The 13,537-nt window shown below is 47.0% G+C and carries 15 protein-coding genes; all 15 read left to right on the top strand.

Annotated elements, in window-relative coordinates:
• The first annotated feature begins 439 nt into the window (after positions 1-439).
• Positions 440-622, top strand: coding sequence for a hypothetical protein (locus BMW45_RS27495; RefSeq protein ID WP_143057036.1), 183 nt, complete (start codon positions 440-442; stop codon positions 620-622).
• 31 nt (positions 623-653) lie between these two features.
• Positions 654-2,024, top strand: coding sequence for an ABC transporter substrate-binding protein (locus tag BMW45_RS13190; protein ID WP_092244311.1), 1,371 nt, complete (start codon positions 654-656; stop codon positions 2,022-2,024).
• A 79-nt stretch (positions 2,025-2,103) separates the two neighbouring features.
• Positions 2,104-2,988: a carbohydrate ABC transporter permease gene (locus tag BMW45_RS13195; RefSeq protein ID WP_092244314.1), complete on the top strand. Its 885-nt coding sequence runs from the start codon at positions 2,104-2,106 to the stop codon at positions 2,986-2,988.
• Position 2,989: 1 nt separating this feature from the next.
• Positions 2,990-3,850, top strand: a complete 861-nt coding sequence (locus BMW45_RS13200; RefSeq protein ID WP_092244317.1) for a carbohydrate ABC transporter permease — start codon at positions 2,990-2,992, stop codon at positions 3,848-3,850.
• A gap of 12 nt (positions 3,851-3,862) precedes the next feature.
• Positions 3,863-4,831: a glycoside hydrolase family 43 protein gene (locus BMW45_RS13205; RefSeq protein WP_092244320.1), complete on the top strand. Its 969-nt coding sequence runs from the start codon at positions 3,863-3,865 to the stop codon at positions 4,829-4,831.
• Between the two features lie 324 nt (positions 4,832-5,155).
• Positions 5,156-5,872: a transglycosylase domain-containing protein gene (locus tag BMW45_RS13210; RefSeq protein ID WP_092244323.1), complete on the top strand. Its 717-nt coding sequence runs from the start codon at positions 5,156-5,158 to the stop codon at positions 5,870-5,872.
• 83 nt (positions 5,873-5,955) lie between these two features.
• Positions 5,956-6,624, top strand: a complete 669-nt coding sequence (locus tag BMW45_RS13215) for an exonuclease domain-containing protein (protein ID WP_092244326.1) — start codon at positions 5,956-5,958, stop codon at positions 6,622-6,624.
• 107 nt (positions 6,625-6,731) lie between these two features.
• The gene (locus BMW45_RS13220) at positions 6,732-6,953 is read left to right on the top strand and encodes a hypothetical protein (RefSeq protein WP_092244329.1); all 222 of its coding nucleotides are present in this window, start codon (positions 6,732-6,734) and stop codon (positions 6,951-6,953) included.
• Positions 6,941-7,459 carry a GNAT family N-acetyltransferase gene (locus BMW45_RS13225; protein ID WP_092244332.1) on the top strand — a complete coding sequence of 173 codons (519 nt, stop codon included), beginning with the start codon at positions 6,941-6,943 and terminating at the stop codon, positions 7,457-7,459. The genes BMW45_RS13220 and BMW45_RS13225 overlap by 13 nt, the downstream gene beginning before the upstream one ends.
• Before the next feature lie 242 nt (positions 7,460-7,701).
• The gene (locus BMW45_RS13230) at positions 7,702-9,336 is read left to right on the top strand and encodes an ABC transporter substrate-binding protein (protein WP_092244335.1); all 1,635 of its coding nucleotides are present in this window, start codon (positions 7,702-7,704) and stop codon (positions 9,334-9,336) included.
• On the top strand, positions 9,333-10,343 hold the full coding sequence (locus BMW45_RS13235) for an ABC transporter permease (protein ID WP_092244338.1): 1,011 nt from the start codon (positions 9,333-9,335) through the stop codon (positions 10,341-10,343). Before BMW45_RS13230 ends, BMW45_RS13235 begins: the two co-directional genes overlap by 4 nt.
• On the top strand, positions 10,340-11,164 hold the full coding sequence (locus tag BMW45_RS13240) for an ABC transporter permease (RefSeq protein WP_092244341.1): 825 nt from the start codon (positions 10,340-10,342) through the stop codon (positions 11,162-11,164). Before BMW45_RS13235 ends, BMW45_RS13240 begins: the two co-directional genes overlap by 4 nt.
• Before the next feature lie 11 nt (positions 11,165-11,175).
• Positions 11,176-12,111, top strand: a complete 936-nt coding sequence (locus BMW45_RS13245) for an ATP-binding cassette domain-containing protein (RefSeq protein WP_092244344.1) — start codon at positions 11,176-11,178, stop codon at positions 12,109-12,111.
• A 1-nt stretch (position 12,112) separates the two neighbouring features.
• Positions 12,113-12,721 carry an ABC transporter ATP-binding protein gene (locus BMW45_RS13250; RefSeq protein ID WP_092244347.1) on the top strand — a complete coding sequence of 203 codons (609 nt, stop codon included), beginning with the start codon at positions 12,113-12,115 and terminating at the stop codon, positions 12,719-12,721.
• Between the two features lie 72 nt (positions 12,722-12,793).
• Positions 12,794-13,537 carry a nickel pincer cofactor biosynthesis protein LarB gene (larB, locus tag BMW45_RS13255; RefSeq protein ID WP_025234452.1) on the top strand — a complete coding sequence of 248 codons (744 nt, stop codon included), beginning with the start codon at positions 12,794-12,796 and terminating at the stop codon, positions 13,535-13,537.

Genomic DNA, 13,537 nt, shown 5'->3' on the forward strand with positions numbered 1-13,537 from the left:
AACATTTTACATGGGACAGGCTGTGTAAATGTTCCTTTTTTGTAGAGAAATTATGGAGAATGAGCTGCCTGATATCGGCTGTTTTTAGATGATTGTAAGAAAAAACCAGGTAAAATGATATTATTCTACATTTTACAAAAAAAAAATAAGTAAAAGTTACATAGTTAAACGATTTAAATATTTGTAAAATTGTGCAAAAGTACTTTACAGAATAAAACCCGTGTGCTAGTATGAAATTATATGAATTGATGGTGATTATTAACAAATAAATCACCTTTACTTTTATTTTTTAAATTAAACGTTTAATATAAATTACAGAAATTAGAAAACCATGATGGATAAAAAAGTTTACGGGTATTCCACTGAAAGTGGTTATTATCAACGATAAACCATGGAATCGGCAAATGACTTCCGTGAAGGAAGTGATGATAGCTTATCAATGGATAGATTAAACGATTTAATCTCATCAGGCAGCGAAGCGGATTGCAAGTATCCGATTGACCAGCAGAAGGAGAAAGCAGTTCCATACAGTAAATGGGGGATCCGGAAAGCAGGAAAGATGACGGTATGGATAAAAAAGTTCATCCGGTGGGAGTCATACAGATGGTATCATCTGATTTGATAAAGCAGGATAATAAAAAGGAGGATTTATCATGAAAAAGCGGGTATTAGCCGGGCTACTGTGTGTAGCGATGGCAGCATCCATGATCACTGGATGCAACAGCGCCAAGGGAGTTTCCGGGGAAACCACCAAAGGCGTATCTTCGGCAGGGAAAAAGGAGATGGAGGTAGGCGGTAATGATGTGACCACCTTGAACGTGTGGACCTTTATTGAACTGCATCAGAACTTCTATGTATCAATGGCGGAGAAGTGGAACGAAGCTCATCCCGATAAAAAGGTGAAGCTGGTGCTGAGCAATATGCCCTATGATGACATGCACAATAAACTGTCCCTTGCGCTGGAATCGGGGGAAGGGGCGCCGGATATTGTGGATATCGAACTTGGCAAATTCCCTGCATTTATGACAGGAAAGATCGGCCTCATGGAGCTTAATGATGCGATTGAACCTTACAGGAAGAATATCGTAAAATCGAGGCTGGATATTTACACGAAAGACGGGAAGGAATACGGTTTTCCGACCCATGTAGGGACAACGGTGGCATTCTACAATGAAAAGCTGTTAAGTGACGCAGGAATAAATTATGAAGATATTAAGACCTGGGATCAATTTAAGGAAGCAGGTGTAAAGTACTATGAAACTACCGGAAAATATTTCGCTTGCGTGGAAACCTCTGCCCAGTGGATGGTCAATCTGATGCTGGCTCAGAAGGGCGGGGACTATGTAGATGAAAACGGGAAACTCAATCTGGCAAGCAAGGAAATGGCGGAAGTGCTGGAATACATAAAGGGAATGCAGGAAACCGGCGCATTTGCAACGATTCCAGGCGGGCAGCCGGATAATGAAGAAGCATACCCATTCTATAACTCAGGAGATTATGCCGTTCAGATTATGCCGTTCTGGCAGACTTCCAGATACGTAAATTATATGAAGGATTTAAAGAAGCAGGTAGCCATTGCCACAGTACCGGTATGGAATGAAAGCGACAAAGAGATAGCCACCATCGGCGGAGGCGGTACTGGTACTGCCATTGTAAAATCAGGGAAACATGCACAGCTTGCGGCGGAAGTAATGGCTTATATCAAGCTTTCCGAGGAGGCCAACAAGGAAGTATGGAATGTGCTGGGCTTTGATCCGGTCAATACTGCGGTATGGTCTGATACCTCACTGACACAGAACCCGGATAACCAGTTTGTCCAGTATTTTACCAATTATCCCTTTGATACCCTGCTTAAAACAAAGGACAGCATTGGATCCTTACGAGCTTATACGGATGAAAAATATCCCTCTATCAACAATGAATTCTGCAATGTGACCCTAAACAGTATCTTTGAAGATGGGGTGGATGTGACAGAGGCTCTTCAATCCTCCCAGGAAACCCTGAATAATGAATTTAAAGAATAGGTAAGGCTGCGGGCTGCAGGAGGATGGCATATCACCTGCAGCCGGTAAATGAGTTCCTATGAGAAAAGGGGTATGCGAAATGAAGAAATTCTTTTACTCGAAAAAGATAGCTCCTTATGTATTTATCTGCCCGTTTGTGATCACGGTATTATTGTTCTGGCTAGTGCCCATCTGCAATGGGGTCCTTTTAAGCTTTCAGGATATATTAAAAGAGCAATGGGTTGGATTTGACAATTATACGCGGCTGCTGTCTGATAAAATATTTATGAAAGCGTTGTGGAACAGCTTTAAGTATATGGCAGGAACGTTGCTCCTCCTGATTCCTTTTCCAATGCTGTTTGCGACCCTGTTAAACAGCAGATTAATGAAAAAGGCAGATTTTTTTAAATCTGTTTATTTTATACCGGCGCTTACTTCTGTTGTGGTGGCAGGTACAATTTTCCGCCTTATGTTCGGGGAGTCATCCACCTCTCTTTTTAACCAGGTGCTGGTTTTTTTTGGAGCGGCCCCAATAAAATGGCTGAAGGGGGCAGGAACCAGTTATTTTGCCCTTCTGCTTTTGGCCTGCTGGAGATGGACCGGAGTGAATATCCTGTACTTCCTTTCAGGTCTTCAGAGCATTCCTTCTGATCTATATGAAGCGGCTGCCATTGACGGTGCCTCCAAATGGCAGCAGTTTTCTAAAATATCCGTGCCGCTGGTCAAACCTACTACGGTTTACGTCCTTACGATCAGTATCTATGCGGGCCTTTCCATGTTTCTTGAAAGCAATATGCTGTTTAAGGGGAATAACTCCCCCAATAACATCGGTCTTACCATCGTCGGGTACCTTTACAGGCAGGGGGTTGAAAAAAGGGCTCTGGGTTATGCCTGTGCGGTTGGCCTTATTCTTTTATTGGTTGTTATGCTGGTAAATATCATTCAACTGAAGATCACAGGTACATTTGAAGAAGGGAGGGAATGATATGGGTGAAAGAAACACAGCAAACATGCAGGGCAGAAGAAAGGCGGCCACCGCCGCACTGATCCTTTTGTTTGCCATCCTTGCCGTATTGATCATTCTTCCCATCTGGGTGCTGTTTGTAGCCAGCTTTAAACCGGGCAGTGATCTGCTGCAATACGGCCTTAATCTGGATATCCGCTTTTCAAGAATGAGTTTGGATAACTATATCCTTTTGTTTGCAGGGCAGCATGAATACTGGAAATGGTTCTTTAACAGTATCTGCCTTACCGTTGTCACGGTGGTGAGCACGTTGCTTGTAAGCTCCTTTGTGGGATACGGATTTGCGGTTTATGAATTCAAAGGAAAGAAGGTTCTGTTCGTCATCGTTCTTCTGATCCTCTCCATTCCCTTGGAGGTAGTCATGCTTCCCCTGTATAAACAGATGTCCAGCTGGAAGATGATGGACAGCTATGCCGCCATCATTCTTCCCTTTGTTGCCCATGCCTCCACGATCTTTTTCTTCCGGCAGTATCTGATGAGCATTCCGGGGTCTCTTTTAGAGGCAGGAAGGATCGACGGCGCCACCGAGTATGGGATTTTTTACAGACTGATCGTTCCTCTGATGAAGCCTGCTTTTTCCGCCATGGCCATTCTCAATGGAATGAATGCCTGGAACAATTACCTGTGGCCACTTCTGGTGATCCGATCTTCTGAAAAGTATCCTCTGACCCTGGGCTTAAATACGCTCATCAATCCTTATGGAGACAATTACAGCCTTTTGATCGTGGGTTCTGTTTTTTCGGTGGTACCCATATTCCTCCTGTTTGTGGCTTTCCAGAAATACTTTATTGAAGGTATGATGGCAGGGGCTGTGAAAGGGTAGGGGGGACAGGAGATGGACAGCCGTAATTTTATTAAGACCCCTTATAATGAACCTTTCATTGTCCGGAGAGCAGATCCTTATGTATACCGTCATGGAGACGGAAGCTATTATTTTACCGCATCAGTGCCGGAATACGACCGGATCATCCTTCGACGTTCGGATACGATCCTGGGATTAAAGGCTGAAAAGGAAGTGACTATCTGGGAAAAGCATGAGAAAGGGATCATGAGCGCCCATATCTGGGCTCCGGAGCTTCATTATATGGAAGACAGGTGGTACGTTTATTTTGCAGCAGGGAATTCGGATGACGTCTGGGCGATTCGTCCTTATGTGCTGGAATGCAGGGAACAAGACCCAATGACAGGGACCTGGAGGGAGTTAGGCATGATGCAGCCCTTTGATGATTTTTCATTTCAGGATTTTTCCCTGGATATGACGGTTTTTAATCATAACGGGAACTGGTACTGCATCTGGGCGGAAAAGGTCAGTGTGGGAAAGAAGATTTCAAACCTGTACATAGCCAGAATGGAGACGCCGTGGAAGCTTTCATCGGAACAGGTGACTCTTTCCACTCCTGACTATGCCTGGGAAAGGGTAGGGTTCTGGGTTAATGAAGGACCGGCGGTTATAAAGCATGGAGACAGGATCTATGTCACTTATTCTGCCAGTGCTACAGGGGCCTGCTACTGCATGGGGCTTTTGAGCATAGATGCAGGTGCAGATTTACTGGACCGGAATGCATGGAAAAAAGGCCGGGAGCCTGTATTTAAGTCCGTGCGGGAAGCCGGAATATTTGGTCCGGGACATAATTGTTTTGTAAAAGATGAAGACGGTCTTCAGGATATTATGGTATATCACGCAAGGCAGTACGATGAAATCACCGGAGACCCCCTTTATGATCCCAATCGGCATACTTATATGATGAAGGTTGGCTGGGGAGATCATGGTCCGGTATTTGATTGGAAGAATATTATAAGATAATAAAAGAAAAAATCAGCATTTTACAGGCGATTTGTCAGCCTGGGAGTGCTGGTTTTTTCCATCCTTTCATTAATTTGTAAGAACTGGTAAGGGTTTTGTCAGAACTTGTCCGAAAGCTTTAGGGAAATATAAGGAATTATTCCTATTTTTAGTGGAACTCTATGATACAATTTAATCAGAATTATAACATATCATATAACGAGAACCCCATTGAGGGATACCTGTATGCCCTAAGACTGTGGGTGGATAAGAGGAAACACCCTGCGGGTATACCTTTATGCCCAAAATGCATGGGCGGATAAGAGGAAAGGAGACAGTGAATCTATGAGAATTGGAACATTTATAAGAAGAATTTTGTTTTTGCTGATGACGGTATGTCTTTTAGCTGGATTCACTGTGGCATATAAAGGATATGAGATGTACCGGGAGGCTATTTTGGAAACCGGGCTTCAGGACCGGGTGGAGGCGATTCGGGATAAAGAAGGGTATACTGAATACGAAAACCTGCCCCAGATTTATGTGAATGCGGTCATATCCGTTGAGGATCACCGTTTTTACCGCCATAACGGGATCGACTTTATTGCCATAGCCAGGGCCGCTGTAAATGATATCAGAGCCGGGCGGTTTGTGGAAGGCGGAAGCACCATAACCCAGCAGCTTGCTAAGAACTTATATTTTGACCAGGACAAAGAGATTGCCAGAAAAGCGGCAGAAGTGTTCATGGCCTATAATATTGAGAAAAACTATACCAAGGATGAAATTTTTGAACTGTATGTAAACTGCATTTATTTTGGAGACGGATATTACAGTGTGGGCGCTGCCAGTGAGGGCTACTTTAAAAAAGGGCCGGAGGAAATGACGGAGTATGAGAGTACTCTCTTAGCCGGTGTTCCCAATGCCCCTTCCAAATACGCTCCGTCAAAAAATCCTGCTCTGGCGGAGAAAAGACAGATGAAGGTTCTTCAAAGAATGGAGAAGTGCGGATATTTTTCAGCGCAAGAGGCGGAGACTGTGGCGGAGCAGATGGTGGCCGTTCGATGATTTTTGCTTGATGAATGAAGGGGCAGAGAGTATAATGGAGGTGTTACATATATTTTTTCACGTACAAAAGAATGGAGGAATCTATGTCCATCAGACAGTTCACAGGCAGACGTTTAAACGAATATGTAGAGAATTACGTGGTATTTGATTTGGAAACAACAGGCATCAGTGCCGAAGAAGATTCCATTATAGAGATTTCTGCGATCAAGGTAAAGGGACATGAGCCTGTTGCCGAGTTTAATACACTGGTTAATCCTGGGACCCATATTCCGGCCGGTGCTACCAATGTTAATGGAATTACAGATGATATGGTAAGGGCGGCGCCTGGACTAAAGGAGGTTTTACCGGAGTTTCTTTCCTTTATTGAAGGGGAAATTCTGGTAGGGCATAATATTCAGTCCTTTGACCTGCTTTTCCTGTACAGGGCTGCAGAGGAGCTTTTGAGAAGAGAGGTGGCAAATGATTACGTTGACACCCTTTTCATGGCAAAAGCCTGCTTACCCCAGCTAAACCGCTACCGCCTGACGGATATTTCGGCGTATTTCCATATTGATACAGATGGAGCCCACCGGGCACTTAATGATTGTGTCATGAACCAGAGATGCTATGTGCAAATGGGGAAGCTGCATCATAATGAAGAGGCTGAGATCTGCCCCCAATGCGGCGGAGTGCTTAAGCACCGCAGCGGAAAATTTGGGGAATTTTATGGCTGTACTAATTTTCCGCAGTGCCGTTTTACAAGGAATGTTTAAGCTGCAGGTTCGTAGTGTTATTTCTGCAAATAATGAGCCGGGCGCAGGAATGCAGGCATCCGAAGGGTGCATAGACTTATTACATAATGGAAGAAAGGGGAAACGGTATGGAGGATAAAAATTTATATAATAAGATCATGCTGATTGTACTTTGTCTGATCATGATTTTGCTTTGTGCCGGTATGTACAGCTGGTTCCATGAAGGGAGTGCTGCACCGGAAATGGAAGTGCCCCGGGAAAAGGTCCAGGTCCTTCAATTTGAATTCCGGGAGCAGGGAAGGCTTCCGGAGTCTGTCATTTTGGAGGAAGACGGAATATGCAATTTTTAATTGAAAGGGCGGTCCCTGCGGATTATCAGACGGTTGCTGACGTGATACAATCGGTGTGGCAGCAAATCAAGCAGAAGGACTGGTTTGTTGCCGATGATTCGGAATACACCTGCCATACGCTTAAAGAGGGAAACGGAATCGGTTTTAAGGCTTTTGATATGGATTCCGGGGCCCTGGCAGGTGTTTTTCTTGCTGCTTTGCCGGGAAGCAGTGCAGAAAACCTTGGCCGGGACATTGGCCTTCCCGAAATGGAGCTGGGAAAAGTCGCCCATATGGAGTCGATCGCCATTCTTCCTGAATACCGGGGGAACGGCCTTCAGTATACCATGATGAAGGCCGCTGAGGAAGAGCTTAGGAAACAGGGCTATCGGTATCTGATGTGTACGGTTCATCCGGAAAACAGATACAGCAAAAACAACATAATCAAACAGGGTTATGAGGTTGTCCTGACCAAAGAAAAGTACGGCGGATATGTAAGAGATATCTTATTAAAGAAGCTTTCTTAAAATGCAGGAGTTTTGCAAACGTTTGCTTAAAAAGTCGTTGACGTTTGGGTTATTTTTACGTATACTTTTTCCTAAGGGCTGACAGAAGTCGCCAATGGAAAGAATACATAAAAGAAACAATATTTAAAAACAGATACCAGGAAGGTATGGGTATTCCCAAGGAATACGTATGACTGTTTCTGGTATCTGTTTTTTTGCAGAAATACCGGACTCGATGAGAACATTTATGGAGGGGAAAAACGATGAGAAAGTATAAATGGGGGATTGCCGCAGCATTGGTACTGTCTGCAATGGTTATGAACGGCTGCGGAAAAGCCGGAGAGACACAGACACAGGTGGTTTCAGAGTCAGCCGATGCAGACAATACCGGAAAAAACGACAGAGTCGTTGTGGTAATGGGCGTCAGTTCAGAGCCTGAATCAGGATTCGATCCGGCTTATGGCTGGGGAGCCGGGGAGCACGTCCATGAACCTTTGATACAAAGTACGCTTACGGTCACTGATAAGGATTTAAACATTGGTTATGATCTGGCAACGGACTTAAAGGTCAGCAGCGACGGCATGACCTGGACCGCAAAGATCCGGGATGACGTGTTCTTTACGGATGGGAAAAAGCTGACCGGGCAGGATGTGGCATTTACTTATAATACCTTGAGAGATACCAGTTCTGTGAATGATTTCACAATGCTTGACAGGGCAGAGGCAGTGGATGACACGACCGTGGAGTTTCATATGAAGCATCCCTATTCCATCTGGCCATACACCATGGCCGTGACAGGAATTGTGCCGGAACATGCATATGGACCGGATTACGGGGAACACCCTATCGGATCCGGCAGGTACATATTAAAGCAATGGGACAGAGGGCAGCAGGTGATCCTGGAAGCCAATCCGGACTATTATGGAGAAGTGCCGAAGATGAAACGGGTTACGGTCCTCTTCATGGAAGAGGATGGTGCTTTGGCAGCGGTCCAGTCCGGACAGGCAGATATTGCATATACGGCTGCTTCCTACTCGGACCTTACGGTACCCGGGTATGGCCTTTTAGACTGCAAAACCGTGGATAACCGTGGATTTAACCTTCCGGCCATTCCCTCCGGAAGCGTATCAGAAGAGGGAATTCCTTTGGGAAATGACTTTACCAGCGATGTAAAGGTCAGAAGAGCGATCAACATTGGAATTGACCGGGAAGAAATGATAAATAACGTACTGAACGGATACGGCAGTCCCGCTTACAGCGTTTGTGATAAAATGCCATGGTATGAGCCTTCTGCAAAAACAGAATATGACCCGGAAGGGGCAGAGGCATTGCTTGACGAAGCAGGCTGGAAACTGGGCAGCGACGGAATCAGGGAAAAGGATGGTAAACGGGCGGAGCTTCAGTTCCTTTATCCGGCAGGAGATTCTGTAAGGCAGGCCATTGCGGCAGACACCATCAATCAGCTTAAAAAGCTGGGAATTGACGGACAGATGGAAGGTGCAAGCTGGGATACTGCCTATGACAGAGCTCAGTCACAGCCTTTGATCTGGGGCTGGGGTGCTCATACTCCCATGGAGCTTTATAATATTTACCATACCATGAAGGAAACCGGGATTGCAGCCTATTCTCCTTATGCCAATCAAACGCTGGACCAGTACATGGATGAGGCTCTTGCAGAAAATGACCTGGAAAAATCCTATGAGCTGTGGAAAAAAGCCCAGTGGGATGGAGAAACAGGCATTACCCAAGACGGAGATATTCCATGGATCTGGCTTGTGAATATTGATCATTTATATTGGGTAAGGGATGGGTTAAAGGTTGCGGACCAGAAGCTTCACCCCCATGGCCACGGCTGGTCCATTGTAAATAACGTGGATCAGTGGAGCTGGGAACAATGAAAAGTGGCCGGCCCCAAAGGAAAGTCTTTTGGTTTTTACTGAAACAGCTCATACGGATGGCTGTCCTCCTTTTTCTGGTAAGCGCAGCAGCTTTTTTTCTGGTATCGGTTTCCCCTATTGATCCGTTAAAGGTCAATATTGGCCAGGCAGCTCTTGGCTCTATGAGCCAGGAGCAGATCGCAAAGCTTTCGGAATACTGGGGAACCGGCTTACCGCCGGCAGAACGGTTTCTTTCCTGGGCCGGCGATTTTCTAAAGGGGGATATGGGAACCTCTCTTTTATACCGGCAGCCGGTTTCTCATGTGATTGGACTGAAGCTGTCAAATTCCCTGTGGCTGATGGCAGTTTCCTGGCTGGTTTCCGGAGGAGCCGGCTTTGCCCTGGGAACCCTGGCTGGTGCTAACAGGGGAAAAGCGGTGGATAAGGTGATCTCCGCTTATGCTCTTATGACCGCAAGCACTCCGGCTTTCTGGCTGGCGCTGGTGCTTTTGATGGTGTTTGCTGTCTGGCTTAAGATACTTCCCATTGGGCTAAGCGTCCCCATAGGCATGGAAGCGGCAGAGGTCACTATTAAGGACAGGGCAGTGCATGGGATCTTGCCCTGCCTGACCCTTTCCATTACCGGAATGTCCAATATCCTACTCCATACAAGAGAGAAAATGATCCAGGTTATGGAAAGTGATTATGTTCTCTTTGCGAGAGCAAGGGGAGAGTCCAAAAGCCAGATTGTCTTTCGCCACGGAATCAGAAATATTCTCCTGCCTGCCCTGACCCTTCAGCTGGCTTCGGTCAGCGAAATCTTTGGAGGTTCGGTTTTAGTGGAACAGGTATTTTCCTATCCGGGACTGGGCCAGGCGGCTGTGACGGCCGGACTTGGCGGTGATATTCCGTTGCTTCTGGGGATCACGGTCATCAGTGCGGCTATTGTATTTACAGGGAATTTTATTGCAAACGTACTTTACGGCGTGGTGGACCCAAGAATGAGGAAAGGGAGGAAGGTCGCATGAAACAATGGAATGGCCGGAAGTCCATGGTATGCCTCCTGGTGCTTTTCATCACCCTTTTGGCAGCTGTGACCATTGCCGGGCAGCTTTACAGGACAGAGGCCCTTGTCACTGATTTTTCCAGAAAAAATATGCCGCCCTGTTTTTCTCATCCCTTTGGGACGGACTGGATGGGCCGGGATATGTTTGCCAGGACCATGACCGGTCTTTCCATGAGCATCCGCATTGGCCTTCTCACAGCAGCGGTCAGCACAGTGATTGCCTTTTTCCTGGGACTTTTTGCAGCGTCCATGGGAAGAGTGGCGGACGGGTTTGTGGTCGGGCTCATTGATCTTGTCATGGGGATCCCTCATATCCTCCTGCTGGTTTTGATCTCCTTTGCCCTGGGGAAAGGCTTTAAAGGAGTTGTAGTGGGAATTTCTTTGACCCACTGGACTTCCCTTGCCAGGCTGATCAGGGGAGAGGTTCTTCAGCTTAAGGAGAGCCAGTACATAAAAATCTCCCGTAAGCTTGGCCACAGCGGGTTTGAAACAGCCCTTAAGCATATGACGCCTCATTTGATTCCTCAGCTTCTTGTTGGGCTTGTGCTGTTATTTCCCCATGCCATCCTTCATGAGGCCAGCATCACGTTTCTGGGCTTTGGGCTTTCCTCAGAGCAGCCTGCCATCGGCGTGATCCTGTCAGAGAGCATGAAATATCTGTCAATGGGGAAATGGTGGCTGGCGCTGTTTCCAGGAGCATTTCTGGTTGCTGTTGTTATGCTGTTTCATCTAACTGGAGAGATGGTGGGCAGGCTTATAGACCCGGGCGCCCTGCATCAGTAGGAGGGAATGGATTGGAAGAGAAGAAAACGGTTCTGGCGGTAAAAAACCTGTCAGTATCATTTACCCAATATGAGCGATGGATCAAAAGAACCACTCTTTTGGCTGTCAAGGACGTAAGCCTTACCGTGAGAGAAGGAGAACTGGTGGCAGTGGTGGGTTCCAGCGGTTCGGGAAAAAGCCTTCTGGCCCATGGAGTGCTGGGAATCCTGCCTTATAATGCGGCATGGTCCGGGGAGATATCTTATTATGGGGAGAAGCTTACGGAAAAACGGCTGGGACAGCTTCGGGGGAAGGAGATCGTTCTGGTCCCTCAAAGCGTTTCTTATCTGGATCCCCTAATGAAGGCGGGGGCTCAGATCAGGAAAGGGAAACGGGATCAGGGAAGCATGGGCGAAAGCCTTAAAACACTTAAGCGGTATGGGCTTGATGAGACTGTGGAGAAGCTTTATCCCTTTGAACTGTCAGGAGGAATGACCAGAAGGATCTTAATTTCCACTGCTGTCATGGAAAAACCTAAGCTGGTGATAGCGGATGAGCCTACACCGGGCCTGCATCTGGAGGCGGCAAAACGGGTGCTGTCCCATTTCAGGGAAATGGCCGATGGAGGAGCCGGTGTGCTTCTCATCACCCACGACCTGGAGTTAGCGCTGGAGGTCGCTGACCGGATTGTGGTATTCTATGCCGGTACCAGCATTGAGGAAGTATCTGCCGCTGATTTCAGAGAGGAAAGACTCCTTCGTCATCCATACTCCAAGGCCCTTTACAGGGCTATGCCGGAACATGGATTCCGGGCTACACCGGGAGCCCAGCCTTATTTAAAGGACCGCCCCTCAGGCTGTCCCTATGCCCCCAGATGTGAATACCGGGAGGCAAGGTGTTTAAAGGAAGTGGATTACGTCGGCCTGGCTGGTGGAATGGTCCGGTGCGTAAAAGCAGAGGAGAGATAAGGTGAGACTGGAAGTAAAAAACATATCATTCCGATATGATAATGGGAATAGGCAGATATTAAATAATCTGACCATGTACATGGACAGCGGGGAACGTGTGGGGCTGATTGCTCCCAGCGGTTTTGGGAAGACCACTTGCTGCAAAATTCTTGCCGGATATGAAAAACCGGATCAGGGAGAGGTGCTTTTAGACGGAAAGCCCCTTTCTTCCTGCAAGGGATATTGTCCAGTCCAGATGATCTGGCAGCATCCGGAAAACTCTGTAAACCCAAGGCTTAAGCTTAAAGAGGTTTTAAAGGAGGGAGATGGAGTAGAAGACCGGGTAATCGAAGGTCTGGGTATCGAACCGGAATGGTTAAACCGGTACCCGGCTGAGGTTTCGGGAGGTGAGCTTCAGCGTTTTTGCATTGCCCGGGCGCTTGGCGGCGGAACCAGGTTTCTCCTTGCGGACGAGATCAGTACCATGCTGGATTTGATCACCCAGAGCCAGATCTGGAATTTTCTCATATCAGAAGTGGAGAGACGTAACATCGGCCTTTTGGTAGTCAGTCATTCCCAGGGCCTTTTAGAACGCGTATGCACAAGGAGACTTGATCTGCGCGGGCAATGAGGTAAACTAAAACGCACAGAGTGTGTTTTCCCTAGCATAAACGGAACATCGTAAGAGGAGGAAGTCGGGATCATGGATATTAGAGATATGCTTAACCTGGTAAAATCAGGAGAAATGGAAATTCAGGAAGCAGAACAGCTGTTAAAGGATCTTCCCTATGAGGACCTGGGTTATGCAAAGCTGGACCATCACAGGGCGCTTCGTTCCGGCTTTGGAGAGACGGTCTTTTGCCAGGGAAAGCCGGACCCATACCTGGTGGAGATTTATAGGAAATTCTATGAAAGAGACGGTGAAGTGCTGGGAACCAGGGCCTCAGAGGAGCAATTTGAACTGGTAAAATCCGTTGTGCCGGAAGTTCAGTATGATCCCATATCCAGGATCTTAAAGGTAGAGCGGCCGGAAAAAGAAAGGAAGGGATGTGTGGCGGTCTGTACAGGAGGTACGGCGGACATCCCGGTAGCGGAGGAGGCGGCACAGACTGCGGAATATTTCGGCTGTCACGTGGACCGGATATATGATGTGGGAGTAGCCGGAATCCACCGTCTTCTGTCCCAGAGAGACAGGATCCGGAATGCCAGCTGCATTATTGCAGTGGCAGGAATGGAGGGGGCTTTGGGAACGGTGATCGCAGGGCTGGCGGACTGCCCGGTCATCGCGGTTCCCACCTCGGTAGGCTACGGAGCCAGCTTTCATGGGCTCTCTGCTCTTCTTACAATGCTTAATTCCTGTGCGAATGGAATTTCCGTTGTAAATATTGATAATGGATATGGGGCGGGGTATCTTGCGACACAAATCAATCGACTGGCGGTGAAATAA

It is taken from the genome of Lacrimispora sphenoides (assembly GCF_900105215.1).
GTDB classification, from domain to species: Bacteria; Bacillota; Clostridia; order Lachnospirales; family Lachnospiraceae; genus Lacrimispora; species Lacrimispora sphenoides_A.